This window comes from Serratia sp. L9 (assembly GCF_050632285.1).
In the GTDB taxonomy this organism is placed as follows: domain Bacteria; phylum Pseudomonadota; class Gammaproteobacteria; order Enterobacterales; family Enterobacteriaceae; genus Chania.
In genome coordinates this window covers 4,607,327-4,623,946 of the sequence record NZ_CP192591.1, presented here as the reverse complement: position 1 = coordinate 4,623,946, position 16,620 = coordinate 4,607,327, and the positions used below count along the sequence as shown (strand labels likewise).

Genomic DNA, 16,620 nt, shown 5'->3' with positions numbered 1-16,620 from the left:
ACTCACCCCTTCAGCGCTGTCAGTTGTTCAACATTCAGCGTGTTGAGCGTGCGATAGATTTTGCGCGCCAGCACCGCCATCACGATCACCGCAAAAATGGCGTCGGTGGCGATCCCGATCTCCACCAGTTCTGGTGCGCGGTTTGCCAGTAACGCCAGCGTCAGGTGCGATCCGTTTTCCATCAGGCAATAACCGAATACCTGTTTAAGGATGTTGCGCTGGGTAACGATGCACAGCAGACCGAGCATAAAATGCCCCAGCGATACCGCCAGCGCCGGTTTCAGCGAAGCCAGCAGCGGCACCTGCACCGGCTCCACTACAAACCAGCACAGCAGCACGATCGCTGCCGCCGCCAGCATCAGCATCGCCGGGCCGATCAGGCTGCCATTGGCCGAAGGGTCGTCCATTTTGCGAAAGGCATAGGCCATAATCACCGGCACCAGCACCACTTTGGTGGCAAAGGCGCTGATTGACCACAGCATCAACTGGTGCGCTCCAAGCGTTTGCCCCAACGTCAGGAATATCAACACCAGCAGCAGCGATTGCAAAGCATAGAGCCAGCACGAGGCTACCGGCCGTTTTGCGCCAATCACCAGCAGCGAGGTGACCATCATCAGCCCCGCGAGATTATTGACGATCAGTGAACCAGTCATAATCAACTCCTTATCCAAGCCAGGCGACGGCAATAATGCTGGAACCCACCGACATCGCGATCAGAATGACTAACACCAGGCGCATGGCCAGCGGGATCGGCGCGGCCTGCGCCACCTCTTCACTGGGCTTGCCTGGGATAACGCGTCCAAACCAATAGATAAACCAGGCAAAACTGGCGACCGACTCGATCAGCACCAATATCATCAGCGGGGTCATCAGCCAGAATGTGTGCGAAAGCGCAAAGCCAGCGGCAAAAATCGGGAACTTGCTGAAGAAACCGTTAAACGGCGGCACCCCGGTGATCGCCAGCGCGGCGACGCAGAAACCCACGCCCAGCAGTGGCATTTTGCTCATTACGCCTTGCAGGCGTGGCAGCATGCGGGTGCCGCAGCTGTAACTGAGCGCCCCGGCAACCAGGAAGAACAGGCTCTTGGCAAATGCATGGTTAAAGATGTAAGCCACGCCACCTTCAAAGGCGGCTTTGGAACCAAAGATGGAAATGGAGAGTGCCAGGAAGATATAGGAGAGCTGGGTGATGGTGGACCAGGCGAGCAGGCGCTTCATATCTTTTTGTGGCAGGTACATCAGGAAGCCGTAAATCAGGGTGACCGTCGCCATGATGATACCGATCCAGCCAATCACATGCGGTACTGCATCCGCGGACATAATGGCGCGCGCATAGATATAGACGCCCACTTTCACCATTGAGGCGGCGTGCAGATAGGCACTCACCGGGGTAGGGGCTTCCATGGCGTCCGGCAGCCAGGCCTGCAATGGCAACTGGGCCGATTTCCCCCAGGCGGCAAACAGGATACCGCCAAATACCACCAGACTGGCGCTGCCATCAAGCTGCGAAATCGCACTCAGGGCGAAGGTGCCGGTATTGAGGAACAGCGTGGCCGCTGCCAGATACAGGCCAATAGAGGCGATATGGGTGATCAGCAGGGCTTTCATGGCTGAACGCTGCGCCTTTGGCGTCTGGTAGTAGCCGATCAGCCCCCAGGAACAACCGCCGGTGATCTCGAAGAACAGCAACTGCCCGAGCAGGGTAGAGGACATCACCAGCCCGGCCATAGCGCCGATAAACACCAGCAGGAATGCGTAGTAACGATTGCTGCCCTCATGGGGATGTTCGCGGTTGCCAGCGGTGAGATAACCGGTTGAATACAGGCTGACCAGCAGCCCCAGAAACACCACGGCAAAGACGATCAGGGTACTGATGCGGTCAATGACAAAACCGAACAGCGCCACGTCGCCATACTGCAGCAGCGTGAGGGTGGTATCCGCCTTGCCGTGGGCCAGAAACATCCAGCCGAGGGTGAGGGTACCCAGCGTGGTCAACAGCGCGAACAGGGTGCAAAGCCACTTGGCCATCCGCTGCGGCAGGCAGGCGGTAAGCAGTGCGCCGATAAACGGCAGCAGCAGGGTGGTGAGGGCCATGTATTCCAAACAGAGTGTATTTTCCATAATGGTTTCCTGGCGCCTTACAGACCGGTTAGATAAAAGACAAAGGCCAGCGCTGCAACGCCAAAACCGAGCCAGGTGACGTGGTGCGTCAGTAAAAACCGCCCACGGGCTAAGGTATTTTCAAAAATAGAGGCGATGACAAACACGCCCAACAGTTTGGCCAGCATGATGAGTGCGGCCAGCGACAGCGCGGGTAGCGTCAGTTCCGCCGCCTTGCCAAAGGGAATGAAAACCGCCAGGAACAACTGGGCGACCACCACCTGTTTCAGGCCGATCCCCCATTTCACCAGGGCCAGGCCAGAGCCGGAGTATTCGGTCAGTGGCCCTTCCTGTAATTCCTGCTCCGCCTCCGCTACGTCGAAGGGGATTTTGCCCATTTCGATAAACGCAGCGAATCCGCAGGCCAGAAGCGCCAGCAGGGTTGCCGTTGGGGAGCTCCAACCCTCGGTCAGCGTGGCGCTGATGGTGCCGATATTGGTTGAACCAGCGATCAGGGCCACTACCAGCAGCGCCAGGATCAGCGTGGGCTCGACCAGCACGCCCAGCGTCAGTTCACGGCTGGCGCCTATCCCGGCAAACGGGCTGCCGGTATCCAGGCCAGACAGTGAGAAGAAGAAGCGGAACAGCGCGAACAGATAAAGCAGGGTGATCAAATCCCCCGCGGCGGCAAAAGGTGAGGTCCGCGTGAAGATTGGCAACGTCATGGCGACCAGTAACATGCTGCTCAGCAGCACATAGGGCATGATGCGGAACACGGCACCAGACTGGGCCGGGGCGACCTCCTGGCGTTTGAACAGCTTGCCCATATCACGGTAGTCCTGCCAGATCCCGGGGCCACGGCGCGAATGCATCCGGGCGCGGATCTGGCGGGAAATACCGGTAAACAACGGCGCGATCGCCAGCATAATCAGCGCCTGAGTCAGCGCGAAGAGTCCCATCATCAACGATGGCGTTTCCTGCATCGACATGAATACCCCCTAAACCGCGACAATCAACAGCAGCGTGATCAGCGCGATCACGACATACAGGCAATAGAAGCGGAAATCGCCGCTCTGCAACACCTGTAACCGCACACCCAGGCGCTGAACCCCTCTGACCAACGGATTGATAATCCAGTCATCCCAGAAAGGCTCGGCGCGGGTTGCCCCATTCGTGGTGTGTTCCAATGCCCGCGCCAATCCAGCGGTAGGATCGAGTTGTTTGCGCAGACGGTACCAGGAGGCAAACATGGCACGGAGCGGCTGAGTGAAGCCCCCGGCAGAAACCGCCATGGCTGGCTCCCAGTTGTAGCCACAGGCCCAGGGATCGCCACGGCGGCGAAAGCCCGACTGGTTGCCTTTGAGCATCAGGTAAACCGCCAGCGGCAGCAGTGGCAGCGCGATCAGCAGGATAAAGGTCAACGCGGGTGACAGCATCGCCTGGCTTGCCTGCTGCGGAACCAGTAACGAACCTTGAGCCACCACGACGTCATGAGTGCCGACCAGCGTCATGGCAACCTGCGCCAGCACTGGCGCAACCTGACTTGCCCCCACGCCGAGCAGGACGCACAGCAGGGCCAGCAGCAACATGGCTGCCGTCATCGGCCAGGGGACTTCCCGGGCCAGGGCCGCTTTTTCGCTGCGTGGCCCACCGCAGAAACTGACGCCGTAGACCTTGACGAAGCACATGGCCGCCAGCGCCCCGGTGATGGCCAGCATCACCATGGCAATCGGGCCGCTGAGACGCATGATGAAATTGCCATCGTGGCTCATGGAGAACAGCGCCTGGTAGGTGTACCACTCGCTGATAAAACCGTTCAGAGGAGGTAAAGCCGAGATCGACATACAGCCGATCAGGAAGGCCAGGCCGGTCAATGGCATCAGTTTTGCCAGGCCGCCCATCTGTTCCATATCGCGGGTGTGAACGCGCCAAATCACCGCGCCCGCGCCCAGGAACAGCAAGCCTTTAAACACCGCGTGGTTGAGCAGATGATACAACGCGCCCAACAGGCCCAGCGCCGCCATCACCGGATGACCGCCCGCTATGCCGACCATCGCTACGCCAACGCCCATCAAAATAATGCCGATGTTCTCCACCGTGTGCCAGGCCAGCAGCCGCTTGATATCATGTTCGGCCAGGGCATACAGCACCCCCAGCACCGCAGACACCGCGCCAAAGGCCAGCACCACGATCCCCCACCACATTTCAGCGGCACCCAGCAGATCGATCCCCACCTTGATAATGCCGAAAATACCTATCTTCACCATTACGCCGGACATCAGTGCCGAAGCATGAGAAGGCGCTGCCGGGTGCGCCCGGGGTAGCCAACTGTGCAATGGCAGCATTCCCGCTTTGGCACCAAAACCAAAGAAGGCCAGCAGGAAAACCACCGAAGCCAGCCACGGGGAGAGCGAAAGCTGGCGGAAGGCGTCGAAGTCCAGGCTGCCGCTTTGCCGCCACATCAGGAAGAAGGCGATCATGATCAGCACCGATCCGGCATGGGCGATAAAGAAATACAGCAAACCGGCGTTGATGGATTCTTCTTCCTGATCGGCAATCACCAGGAACCAGGAGGCGAGGGACATCATTTCGAACAGAATGATAAAGTAGAAGGCGTTGTCCATCACCACCAGGCCGACCATGGAGGCGATAAACAGATTCATAAAGAACCCCATGCTCCAGGCGCCTTTACCGCGATATTCCTGCACATAAGAAATGGAATACAACGCGCAAACGGTGACCAATAACGAAATCACTATCAGCATAAAAGCGGCCAGCGAGTCCATCCGGACCACAAAGGCGGCAAATGAGAACAGGCCGGGGGTAGAGAAGGTGAGGGGTTGCCCACTCAACAACACCGGTACGGCGCTGCATAACCCTAGCAGGCCACCGACCATCGCGGTGATCCCAGCGACCAGGATCGCCATACGTTCCTGACGGAACAGCAACAGTGACAGCACGCCGCCAGCGACATAAATCACCACCGCCCAAGCAAGTAGATAGAGAGAGTCCATGATTATTTCTGCTCCCTGGTGAGTGAAGGAGGGGATGTCCACCCGATTGACACCTGATCGATTCGTGCCAGACGCCGGGCCTGAGCTTCCTGCTCAAGCTGATTTTCGTCGATGAGATACAGGGTATTGGTTGGGCAGATGCGCACACATTCCGGCCCCTCAGCGAGGAAAGCGCAGAGATCGCACTTCACCGCCACCGTGCGGATCCCGGCATTCCATGAAAGATAGGCGGACTGATTGGCCGGGCTGGTGGGCACGTCTGGCAACAGTTCTGCTGGCACGTAGTGCTCGAACATCGGCGGGATATTGACCGGTGAACTGCCGGAAGGGGTAATGGCCCCGAAGGGGCAAGCCAGGCCGCATAGCTTGCAGCCAATGCACAGGCTTTCATTTAATTCGATGGCATGCTCACCATGAGTGATGGCATTGACCGGGCAAACACGCGCACAGGGCGCATCCTCACACTGGCGGCAAAGTATCGGTGCCGTCTGATCACCGACGCGCGTCACGGTCAGCCGGGGATGCGACTGTAGCCCTTCAGCCTTGTGCACTTCGGTGCAGGCGGCCATGCAGGTATTGCATCCTATACATTGCTGAGGCTCCGCAATAACAAAGCGGTTCATAGCCTTTCCTCCAAGAGAAAGCGGTTTACAGTCTGGCTGGGTTGAGGGGCCAGCTATAATTTCCTGTTATTAAGCATTTTCCATGCCAGGAGCCGGAAATGGAGCCTGGGCCAGGCGGGGCAAGGGATTTGGCAAATTGGCTGGCGGTTGGAGCGTGTCGAACTGTCGAATCGTCATCCGTGTCGGCACTGCTGATGATCGCGATGAAGAAGCCTGCATCCGGGGATGCAGGCACTGATGGGGCTAAAATGACAACGAAATCGGGTCCAGTGCGGCTCGGCGGCGTTTTTCTGCGTTCATTTTCTGTAGCATCTTACTATCGACACAGTGCAGCGCCTCGGTCGGGCAGAATTCCATACAGGCCGGGCCGCTTTCGCGCCCGGTGCAGAGATCACATTTATGCGCTTCAGCCTTTTCGCTGGCTGAGAGCATCAATGCGCCGTTCTGGCGGGCAACCGGGCGGGTAATCACCTCCATGACCCCGTAAGGGCAGGCCATGACACAGGCTTTGCAGCCGATGCAACGTTCCTGTGTGACGTTTACCATGCCACCGGTCTGGCTGATGGCCCCATTGGGGCAGGCGCTGGCACAGGGGGCATCCTCGCACTGGCGGCACAGCACCACGGTGCTGATGTTGGGGCCTTTAAGCAGGTGCAGGCGCGGGGCAAAATGGGCGGCATCCAGTGCGGCAATATCCTGGTTATGGCTATGGGCCATCACGCAGGCAATCTCACAAGTACGGCAGCCGATACATTTTTTGGGATCGGCGATGATAAACCTGTTCATCAATAACTCCTGAGTGACCTTTCATCTTTTAAATCGCAGGCGACAAGCCGTCGAGTATGTTCTGGGTTTAGCTATACATAAAACATGCCAGTCAGAGTAAGTTGTTTTAAAACAATAAATTACTTATTTCCTGACATGGGTATCGACAGTTTGATGACATAAAAGACGACGCCAGGCCGGGCTTTCGTCACTGGGCGTGGTGTCCGGTTTCGTCATTTTTGACGAAATCGACAGCAAAAATGTCACTTCCTCCCTGGGGGGTTGAGGTTTATGGGGGAGTGTATCCGGTGTTTCCTGCTCACCCCACTTTGGCACCCTATTTGCAGGCATAGGCCGCATCAGGCATTGATCGCGTTAAAAGGGGGCCGAATGCATGAAATAACCTTATGCCATCATGCGATGGACATCATGCAGCAACATGCCCAGCAGCATCGCGCCCGGCGCATTACCGCCGTATGGTTCGAGCTTGGCGCATTTTCCTGCGTGGAAGCGGATTCACTGAGGTTCTGTTTTGACATGGTATGCCGTGGCACTTTGGCCGAGGGGTGCCAATTGCATCTGATCGAACAGCAGGCGCAGTGCTGGTGCCATGACTGCCAGGCGGATGTCCCATTGCTGACACCCCGGGTTTTGGTCTGCCCGCGTTGCAACGGGCGTAACTTGCGGGTACAGGCTGATGACGGTTTACAAATTAAACGCCTGGAAATTGAATAGGCAACGGGGAATAAGCAATGTGCAGTGATGAACGGGTCAAGCCGGGATCAGCCCACCTGGGGGCTCAGTTATGTGTATAGGTATTCCCGGTAAGGTGGTGGCACTGGAGGCCAGCCAGCCACAACACGCCTGGGTCGATGTCTGCGGCGTGCAGCGTGAGGTCAACATTGCTCTGGTGTGTCAGGAAGGTGAACCGCCGGAGGCATTAATCGGCCGTTGGGTGTTGGTTCATGTGGGGTTTGCCATGAGCCGCCTTGATGAGCATGAGGCACAGGAAACGCTGTCGGTCCTGCAAGCCATGGGGGAGGTGGAACCGGACGTGGCGCTATTTATGGCGGGAGAGGGCCGGGATGGATTGCGCTGAACAATACCCGACCCCACAAGAGCCAGCGGTTGAGGGGAGCAATCTCATCAGCGCGTTAGCCACATATTTGTTGATCCGGTAGGGAGAAATTAGCATTACTTAACATTACACTTTGTGAGGTTGCTCGCTGGAAGTCATGTTCGTTACTCAGACAAGTGGTAAAGAATGTCGAATGTACGTTTAGAAAAGCAAGAACTGCTCGAAATTACCCGAATGTTACTCGGCCAGCGTAGTTTCAACCTCCTGCTGCCACAGCTCTGCCAGATATTACAGCGTTTACAATTGGCAGACAGCGTTGCACTGGTGTTGTTTGAGCCCCACAGCGAGCGGGTTAGTTTTTATGGGCTTGACCAAGGCCAGCAATTGGTCCGCTATCAGGATGAAACGCTGCTGGCGAATGGGCCGGTGAGTCTGTTCAGACACAGCTCGCTGCCCCAGCGTTGGCAGGCCGAAGACCTGCACGCCCGCTATCCGCAAATCAGATCCTTGGCACTGCTGCCCCCGTTTAACGAATACTGCCTGTTACCCTTACATGCCGGTGGGCGGCTGATTGGCGGATGTGAATTACTGCGCAGTGCTCCTGAACCATTCAGTGATGCCAGCCTGGTGCAGCTACAGACGCTGATGGAATTGGTGGCGTTGGCAACGGAACAGATCCTGTTGATAGAGAGCGCCGAAAGGCAGCAACATCAACTGCGCCATGAGCTGGATGATTATCGTATTTTGGTGGATGTCACCAATGCGGTACTGTCAAAGCTCGATCTGGACGATGTCATGGGGGAGATTTCGCAGAAGATCCACCACTTCTTCAAAAGTGACGCCATCAGCATTGTGTTGCGCAGTAATCACGCAGATCAAATCACCATTTACTCCACGCATTATCTGCACGACAACCTTGCTGAACGCCAGCAATACAACGCGGCGTTGGCCGGGACTTTAACGGAACGGGTGATGCAAAGCGGCGAAATGCTGTTGCTGAACCTTAAAAATGCCGAGCATCTTACCGGTTATGAGCGGCGGCTGTCTGATATCTCGCAAGGCAGGATCGAGTCATTGTGCGTCCTGCCGTTGATCTTCGGGCAAAAAAATTGGGTGTCCTGAAGTTGGCGCAATGCCAGCCCGGTGGCTTCAACGCAGGCAACCTGCGGGTGCTGCAGCAAATCGCCGAACGCATTGCCATTGCAGTGGACAATGCGCTGGCGTGCCAGGAAATCAACCGGCTAAAAGAGAGCCTGGTGCATGAGAATCTGTATCTGACCGAGCAAATTAACATTAATAATCCCGATCTGAGCGAAATTGTCGGGCGCAGTACGGGGATGTCTGCGGTGCTCAAACAGGTCGAAATAGTCGCGAGAAGTGATTGCTCGGTACTTATCCTCGGGGAAACCGGCACGGGCAAAGAACTGATTGCCCGCGCGATCCACAACCTGAGCGAGCGGCGTGACCAGCGCATGGTGAAAATGAACTGTGCGGTGATGCCTGCCGGTCTATTGGAAAGCGATCTGTTTGGCCATGAAAAAGGCTCCTTCACCGGGGCCTCAACGCAGCGTATGGGGCGTTTTGAGCTGGCGGAGAAGGGCACGCTGTTCCTGGATGAGGTGGGGGAAATCCCGATTGAGCTGCAACCCAAACTGCTACGGGTGCTGCAAGAAAGGGAGTTTGAACGGGTTGGAGGTAACAAACTGATCTCGGTGGATATCCGCCTGATTGCCGCCACCAACCGGGATTTACAGCAAATGGTGGCTGACCGTGAGTTCCGTAGCGATCTGTTCTATCGGCTGAACGTCTTCCCGATTGTGATCCCGCCACTGCGTGAGAGACCGGAGGATATTCCAGATCTGGTCAAGTTCCTGACCCACAAGATTGCCCGCCGGATGAAACGGACTATTGACAGCATCCCGGCAGAAACGCTGCGTCTGCTGAGCCGCATGCCGTGGCCAGGGAACGTGCGTGAACTGGAAAATGTGATTGAGCGAGCGGTATTACTGACTCAGGGCACGGTGCTCAACCTGCCACTGCCCGAATTGCAATATACGCAACGATCTGTGGTAGCCCCGGTTATGGCAACCGAGGCTGCGCAATCGCCAGAGGACGAACGCCAACGTATTATCCGGGTATTAAGAGAAACCAACGGCGTGGTCGCTGGCCCACGGGGTGCTGCACAGCGGCTTGGGCTGAAGCGAACTACGCTGCTTTCGCGAATGAAAAAATGGGGTATTTCTGCGAATTAATAGCTGGAAAGTTATTTGCCTTGTAATAATTAATAATCGCATAAAAAAGATGATCGCAGGCGCTGGTTATATTTGCAGGAGAGGAATAATTAATATCAGAATTACGCTGCATATATCCGATGAATTTCGAGTTGGTCGCTCAAGCGCATCCGTTGGCACTGATTAGAGAAAAATGACAGGGGGAAGGCAGGTAACTACGCTGCAGTTTGAAGGGCTGTGGGTATAAACAGCAGCCAATTTCGCAATTGGCTGCTTGGCAAACCTAAACCTGGATTTAGGCTTCGATCGGGGCACGCCAGTCATCCGCACCAGAGGTACCTGCGGTGTTGTGTTCCCAAGTGATCTTACGGTAGGCCAGTGAAACGCGAACCAACTGAGTAAACTCAGCTTTGGTCGGATCCTGGCAATGCGGCATCTTACAGTCGATATCGATAATAGTGGCATCTTCCAGTTTGGTGGTGAAGAAGTGCTCTTGTTTACCTTCAATCGACGTGCGGTACCATTTCAGTTCAACCGTTGGCAGCATTTCGCCAGACGCCAGTGCGTTATACAGCAAAGGTACGGCTTTGTTGTAAGCCACGGTGAAGCGGAATGGCTTGTGCGCACGTTGGCCTGCAGGTTGGCCAGACTGAGGATCGGTAGGTACAGTGACAATATGTTCAAATTCCTGCACCAACATTTGATCTTCGTGGCCTTGAACAAAAATATTACCTACGGATTCGGCGGTAAAAGCGCCTGCAGTAATATTGCCCTGCGTTTTCCCTGTGATGGCGATATAAGCTGGAGTTGGCATCTTAAATATCCTTGTTGGTTAGCGTAATAATAACTCAATGCTAGTCACGTCCGCTGGTTGTAATATAGCCAGTACGGATGTAACAGTTTCCACTTCTTCACTTCTGACATCACTATATGCAGGTCTTTTCTTGATGCCAAGTCACCCACAGATTTAGAATTTTTATTGATAAGCTTAATAGTGGAAAAAATTATAATATTTGTTTATGTAGGTTTTTGTACTGTCTTAATGATTGTATTTTCTTATGCAATGAAGCGAATTTATAATCACGTCAAATGAAAAAACAAGAAAAGTTGTTGTTTTTAATGTGCTTATCGATTTTCAATAAAATTATTTTTTATGATCATAGCGAAAAAAACCATCTTGCGAATTGCTTTACTTTCAACCGTTTCATAAAGAAAAACTTATGGACTTTTACCTTACAGATAGTGGACGATATGATTAGTAAAGCCGGGCTAATATGGGAATTTTCCTAATTTTGAAGTAAGTATTGGCTGGTGGGAAGTGATTAATCATCTTTTTAAGATATTTTTGCGCCTGGCGCATCGTGGCGAGGATCCTTACGGCCTATGTTGCAATAATGGATATTTTCAATAAATAGATGCTAGTAATTCTATTACTACTGATGATGTCTGAATGTCATTTTCGGCAATTTTTTATTGTCTGAATGAAAACATTAGCTGGTATTCCTTATAGTGACTAAAAGGACGAGTTATGAGTAAGAATAATCAAAGCAGTGTTGCTCCCAAGGAAAGGATAAATATCAAGTATGTTCCTAACACCGGCGATCAGACCGCTGAAATTGAATTGCCATTAAGCCTGTTGGTGGTTGGCGATCTCAAAGGTGTTCGTGAAGATACTCCAATTGAGGAGCGTCAGGTTGTCTCTATCAACAAGAACAACTTCAATGCGGTAATGAACGAAGCGAATATCAACTTATCGTTCAGCGTACCCAATCATCTGGAAGGCAAAGATCAGGAAGAGTTGCCGGTAGCATTGTCTATCAACTCCCTGAATGATTTTTCACCAGATAACGTGGCGAAAAACGTCCCTGAGCTCAAAAAATCCTGGAGTTGCGTGAAGCGCTGGTGGCGTTGAAAGGGCCGCTGGGCAACATTCCAGCTTTCCGCTCTCGTCTGCAGGATTTACTCGGCAATGAAGAGATGCGTGAGCAGTTGTTAAAGGAACTGGACATTCTTAATCAAAAGTAATTGAGCTGGGAAGAAGGAATCTTACGTATGTCTTTACATGAAGAAAATGCTGTTTTAGCTGCAGAACCTGCCAGTGCCACTTTCCTGCTAGACGAAATTATGTCTCAGACGCGCATGCAACCAGGAAATGACGGCTACGACGTTGCCAAACAGGGCGTTGCCGCATTTATCGCCAGCATTCTGGATACCGGCACCAGCGAGCAGCCAGTCAACAAACTGCTGGTCGATAAAATGATCATTGAGCTGGATAAAAAACTCAGTGCTCAAATGGACGAAATTCTGCATGCCAGCGAATTCCGCGAAATCGAATCCTCGTGGCGCTCATTGAAACTGCTGGTTGATCGCACTGATTTCCGTGAAAACATCAAAATCAATATCATGCACGCAACCAAAGAAGAGTTGCTGGAAGATTTTGAATTCTCACCAGAAATTATCCAATCCGGTTTCTACAAGCACGTGTATTCCTCCGGTTATGGCCAGTTTGGTGGCGAACCGAATGCGGCCATCATTGGTAACTATGCGTTCAGCAACACCGCACCGGATATGAAACTGTTGCAATACGTCAGCGCCGTTGGGGCCATGGCGCATTCACCGTTCCTTTCCAGCGTTGCGCCAGATTTCTTTGGCATCAACAGCTTTACCGAACTGCCAGCCATCAAGGACATGAAATCCGTCTTTGAAGGGCCTGCCCACACCAAATGGCGTGCTCTGCGCGAGTCTGAAGATTCCCGCTACCTGGGCCTGACGACGCCACGTTTCCTGCTGCGTTTGCCATATTCGACCGTTGAAAACCCGATCAAGAATTTCAACTATTACGAAGATGTCAGCAAGAATCATGAGCATTTCCTGTGGGGTAATACCGCCTTCCTGCTGGCAGCCTGCCTGACAGACAGCTTCGCCAAGTACCGCTGGTGCCCGAATATCATCGGCCCGCAAAGCGGTGGTGCGGTGCACAACCTGCCGGTTCATCTGTATGAAGCCATGGGCCAGGTGCAGGCGAAAATCCCTACCGAAGTGCTGATCACCGATCGCCGTGAATTCGAACTTGCGGAAGAAGGCTTTATTACCCTGACCATGCGCAAAGGAAGCGACAATGCCGCTTTCTTCTCGGCGAACTCGGTACAAAAGCCGAAGGTGTTCCCGAACACCCGCGAAGGGCGTATGGCCGAAACCAACTACAAGTTGGGTACGCAACTGCCTTACATGTTCATCATCAACCGCCTGGCTCACTACATCAAAGTGCTGCAACGTGAGCAGATTGGCTCATGGAAAGAGCGTCAGGACCTTGAGCGTGAGCTCAACATCTGGCTCAAGCAGTACATCGCCGATCAGGAAAACCCGCCGACAGACGTGCGTAGCCGCCGTCCTCTGCGTTCTGCACAGATCCAGGTGTTGGATGTTGAAGGGGATCCGGGCTGGTATCAGGTTGCCATGCAGGTGCGCCCACACTTCAAATATATGGGAGCGAGCTTCGAGCTGTCGCTGGTTGGTCGTCTGGACAAGGAATAACAGGCTATGGCTGCGCTTCTCAATTGGGAGCGAGGAAGTTCTGCCAGCTTGTTTGAGCGTATTCAGGGGAAGGGCGAAAACCCTTCCTATCATAGCCGTGTTCATGAGCTATTAATCTCAATCAAGCAGCATTTGAACGAAGTCCTCAATTCGCGCCCCGGAGCTTGCCAAAGTGCTGCCGGCCTGGGGGTTATTGATCTTAATGATGCCACCGCCACGACCTCTGATTTCAGAAAGAGTATCGAGCATGCCATCAAGGAGTGTATTGAGCGTTACGAGCCCAGGATTTCTGCCGTTACCGTTCAATCCTTGCTGGATCAAGGTGATCCACTGTTATTGAGTTTCCATATCAGTGCTCAGGTTGATTTTGACAACATCGGCGATGTCGTCGAGTTCAATATCCATTTGGACAATAACCGCCGCTACTGCCTTAACCAGGAAGCATAATGTCGTTCGAAAAGTACTTCAGGGATGAGCTGGATTACCTCCGGCAATTAGGGCGGGATGCCGCAATCGAACGCCCACATCTTGCTGCTTTTTTATCCGAGCAAGGGTCGGATCCAGACGTTGAACGCCTGTTGGAAGGTTTTGCCTTTCTGACCGGCAACCTGCGCGAAAAGATTGACGACCAATTTCCAGAACTGACACACGGTTTGCTGAATATGCTGTGGCCGAACTATTTGCGGCCCACGCCCAGCATGACCATTATCGAATATACGCCGACTGCCAGCATGGTGACCGGCGCCACGTTGATCAACCGTGGCGGCAAGATATCCAGCATGCTGATTTCGAAGAAATCCGTTTACGACGACGGTTCCAAGCCCGAGCCCTGTATCTTTACCTTGTGTCGCGATGTCTGGATGTTGCCATTGGCTATCCAGAACATTTCGGTCAATAACAGTAATGAACTGGGTATCCTCAATATTCACTTCGGCGCAGAAGCTGAAATGAATATGCAGGGCCTGCAACTGGGCAAACTGCGTTTTTATCTGGGTGAAGACGGATATACCAGCAGCCAGCTTTACTTCTGGATCTGTCATTATTTCGAACGGGCGGAGCTGGTGGTCAATGATATCACTATTCCGATGCCTGATTTCGACTTCAAGCCGGTAGGTTTTGAGCGTGAAGATGCGCTGCTGCCTTACCCGAAAAATGCTTATCTGGGCTATCGCATATTGCAGGAGTATTTCTGCTTCCCGGAGGGCTTCCTGTTCTTTGATGTTACCGGGATGGTCGATTTACCTCCGCATCTTAACGCCCGTGAATTCAGCCTGAACCTGCATTTCTCCCAGCCGTTGCCGCCAGAGGTCAAGATTCGGCCAACCAGCTTGCGCCTCAACTGTGCGCCAGCAGTGAACCTGTTCCAGCGCGACAGTGAAGCGATCTCCCTGGATGGCACCAAAACCGAATACCCGCTGTGTGCCAGTTATCAGCACCCCGATCGCTACGATATTTTTTCGGTGGATCGGGTTGATAGCTGGATAGAAGATCCGTTGGTCAGGGGCTCCGGGCGGGGGAGGCAAGAACCTATCCCTCGTTTGAAAGCTTCCATCACCAGATTGAACATAAGCAGGAGCGCAACACGCTCTATTACCGTTTGCGGGTCAAGAACTCCATATTCCGCAAAGGCTTTGAACACTTTATCTCCTTTGTGCGCAGCGATGAATCGAAGGTGGTGATGGCGCACGAGAACATGTCTGTCAGCATGACATGCACCAACCGCGAGTTGCCCCTGACGCTACGTGTCGGTGATATCCGGCATCCGATGGATGGCTGCCCCCCATTTGCCACCTTCCGCAATATTACCCGGCCTTCAGTCCCGCTGTATCCGGCGCTGGACGGTGGCCTGCAATGGTCGTTGCTGTCCAATATGTCGTTGAACTACATGTCGTTGCTGGACAAGGACGCGTTGAAGCAGGTTCTGCGGACCTACGATTTCCCCAGCATCAACAACCGACAGTCTGCCAGGGCATCGCAAAAGAAACTGGATGCGATTGCGCGCATCGAAACTCAGCCTGTCGACAGGCTGTTCCGTGGGCTGCCGGTCAGGGGCGTGCAAACCACGCTTTGGCTGGAGCAGAGCGCTTTTGGTTCTGAAGGGGAGCTCTATCTCTTCGGGACGGTGCTGGCACGCTTCTTCTCCCTGTATGCCAGCGTAAATGCGTTTCACCTTTTAAAAGTCATCAATCTTGATAATCAGGAATGTTACGAATGGCCGGTACAGACAGGTCAACATGCATTGATGTAAGCGGTGTTGAGGGAGCACCGCCACCGCCGGTGCTGGACGCTTCACGTTACAACTTTTATCAATTGGTTGAGCTGCTCAACCAATTGGCGGTAGCGTGGCCCAAATCCACCGGCGCGGCCAACCCTGCCGAAGAAGCGATCCGCTTTAAATCCACTGCCAGTCTGGCTTTCCCAACCCGGGATGTGGTCGCGCTGGAGACGTCCGCTCGGGGTCAGTTTGAACTCGAAGTCTCCTTTCTCGGGCTGCATGGCAGCCAGTCGCCGTTGCCGGGTTATTACCTCGACTCACTGGCCTGGGAAGATGCCCAGAATGAAAACCGGCTGACGGATTTTCTCAATGTGTTCAACCACCGGTTGTTGACGTTGCTGCATCAGATCTGGCGCAAGTATCGCTATTACATCTGTTTTGAGGAAGGCGGCAACGACGATTTCTCCCAGCGCATGTTTGCCCTGGTGGGCCTGGGCAGCGAGGTAGTGCGCAAAAAACTGCAGATTAACCACGGCAAAATGCTGGCTTATGCCGGGTTACTGGCCAGCCCTGGCCGTGCCCCGGAAGTGATTTGCAGCCTGGTTGCCCACTGCTTCAACCTGGCGGATGTGACGCTGCAAAGCTGGCAGTTGCGCAAGGTCAATATCGCCCCGGAACAGCAGAATCGCCTCGGCAGCCGGATGAAGCTCACAGGCCAGAAGTATCAGGGTAAATCGGTGCTTGGGGTTAATTTCTCGCTTGGTTCGCAGGTGGCAGATCGCAGTGGGAAATTCTTGCTGTGCATTAACCAACTGACGCGCCAGCAGTTCTTGTCATTTTTACCCAACGGCCCCAACTACGGGCCGTTAGTGATGTTTGTTGCCTTCATCATGCGTGACCAGTTCGCGTGGGATTTGCGTCTGGGGCTGGCAGAGCAACAGGTTGGCGGCATGATTCTGGGGACAGAACAAAACAACCTGTTGGGCTGGACCAGCTTTCTCGGGCATCCCGAACAAAAGCCCCACGTAACCATCAGCGTTATGGAATGACAATCAGGATT

General features: G+C 53.8%; 12 protein-coding genes and 3 pseudogenes. 8 read left to right on the top strand and 7 right to left on the bottom strand.

Going from position 1 to position 16,620, the window contains the following annotated elements; translation table 11 throughout:
• Positions 1-2: 2 nt before the first annotated feature.
• The 6 genes from hyfE to hydN form a co-directional block, all read right to left on the bottom strand.
• Positions 3-653: a hydrogenase 4 membrane subunit gene (hyfE, locus tag ACQ86O_RS22070; RefSeq protein WP_431222865.1), complete on the bottom strand. Its 651-nt coding sequence runs from the start codon at positions 651-653 to the stop codon at positions 3-5.
• 10 nt (positions 654-663) lie between these two features.
• Positions 664-2,121 (bottom strand): hydrogenase 4 subunit D, encoded by a 1,458-nt coding sequence (locus tag ACQ86O_RS22065; protein WP_431222864.1) that lies wholly within the window; start codon positions 2,119-2,121, stop codon positions 664-666.
• A gap of 17 nt (positions 2,122-2,138) precedes the next feature.
• Entirely contained in the window at positions 2,139-3,089 is a 951-nt protein-coding gene (locus ACQ86O_RS22060) for a respiratory chain complex I subunit 1 family protein (protein ID WP_431222863.1), read from the bottom strand.
• Positions 3,090-3,098: 9 nt separating this feature from the next.
• Positions 3,099-5,114, bottom strand: coding sequence for a hydrogenase 4 subunit B (gene hyfB, locus ACQ86O_RS22055; protein ID WP_431222862.1), 2,016 nt, complete (start codon positions 5,112-5,114; stop codon positions 3,099-3,101).
• A 2-nt stretch (positions 5,115-5,116) separates the two neighbouring features.
• Positions 5,117-5,737: a 4Fe-4S dicluster domain-containing protein gene (locus ACQ86O_RS22050; protein WP_431222861.1), complete on the bottom strand. Its 621-nt coding sequence runs from the start codon at positions 5,735-5,737 to the stop codon at positions 5,117-5,119.
• Positions 5,738-5,980: 243 nt separating this feature from the next.
• On the bottom strand, positions 5,981-6,523 hold the full coding sequence (gene hydN, locus ACQ86O_RS22045; RefSeq protein ID WP_431222860.1) for an electron transport protein HydN: 543 nt from the start codon (positions 6,521-6,523) through the stop codon (positions 5,981-5,983).
• 369 nt (positions 6,524-6,892) lie between these two features.
• Between hydN and hypA the strand changes: the two genes are divergently transcribed.
• The 3 genes and pseudogenes from hypA to flhA all read left to right on the top strand — a co-directional run bounded on the left by hypA (position 6,893) and on the right by flhA (position 9,832).
• Complete coding sequence (gene hypA / locus ACQ86O_RS22040; RefSeq protein WP_431222859.1) at positions 6,893-7,237, top strand: hydrogenase maturation nickel metallochaperone HypA; 345 nt, start codon at positions 6,893-6,895, stop codon at positions 7,235-7,237.
• A gap of 70 nt (positions 7,238-7,307) precedes the next feature.
• Complete coding sequence (locus tag ACQ86O_RS22035; RefSeq protein ID WP_431222858.1) at positions 7,308-7,601, top strand: HypC/HybG/HupF family hydrogenase formation chaperone; 294 nt, start codon at positions 7,308-7,310, stop codon at positions 7,599-7,601.
• A 165-nt stretch (positions 7,602-7,766) separates the two neighbouring features.
• Positions 7,767-9,832, top strand: a pseudogene (gene flhA / locus ACQ86O_RS22030) (formate hydrogenlyase transcriptional activator FlhA).
• A 274-nt stretch (positions 9,833-10,106) separates the two neighbouring features.
• Here the strand turns inward: flhA and ACQ86O_RS22025 are convergent.
• Positions 10,107-10,625 carry an Hcp family type VI secretion system effector gene (locus tag ACQ86O_RS22025; protein ID WP_431222857.1) on the bottom strand — a complete coding sequence of 173 codons (519 nt, stop codon included), beginning with the start codon at positions 10,623-10,625 and terminating at the stop codon, positions 10,107-10,109.
• 714 nt (positions 10,626-11,339) lie between these two features.
• On the opposite strand from ACQ86O_RS22025, the pseudogene tssB reads away from it, so the two are divergent.
• The 5 genes and pseudogenes from tssB to tssG all read left to right on the top strand — a co-directional run bounded on the left by tssB (position 11,340) and on the right by tssG (position 16,609).
• Positions 11,340-11,836 (top strand): annotated as a pseudogene (gene tssB / locus ACQ86O_RS22020) (type VI secretion system contractile sheath small subunit).
• Between the two features lie 27 nt (positions 11,837-11,863).
• The gene (gene tssC / locus ACQ86O_RS22015) at positions 11,864-13,345 is read left to right on the top strand and encodes a type VI secretion system contractile sheath large subunit (protein ID WP_431222856.1); all 1,482 of its coding nucleotides are present in this window, start codon (positions 11,864-11,866) and stop codon (positions 13,343-13,345) included.
• A gap of 6 nt (positions 13,346-13,351) precedes the next feature.
• Positions 13,352-13,792, top strand: coding sequence for a type VI secretion system baseplate subunit TssE (tssE, locus tag ACQ86O_RS22010; protein ID WP_431222855.1), 441 nt, complete (start codon positions 13,352-13,354; stop codon positions 13,790-13,792).
• Positions 13,792-15,593 (top strand): annotated as a pseudogene (tssF, locus tag ACQ86O_RS22005) (type VI secretion system baseplate subunit TssF). The gene tssE and the pseudogene tssF overlap by 1 nt, the downstream one beginning before the upstream one ends.
• The gene (gene tssG, locus ACQ86O_RS22000; protein WP_431222854.1) at positions 15,557-16,609 is read left to right on the top strand and encodes a type VI secretion system baseplate subunit TssG; all 1,053 of its coding nucleotides are present in this window, start codon (positions 15,557-15,559) and stop codon (positions 16,607-16,609) included. The pseudogene tssF and the gene tssG overlap by 37 nt, the downstream one beginning before the upstream one ends.
• Positions 16,610-16,620 lie beyond the last annotated feature (11 nt).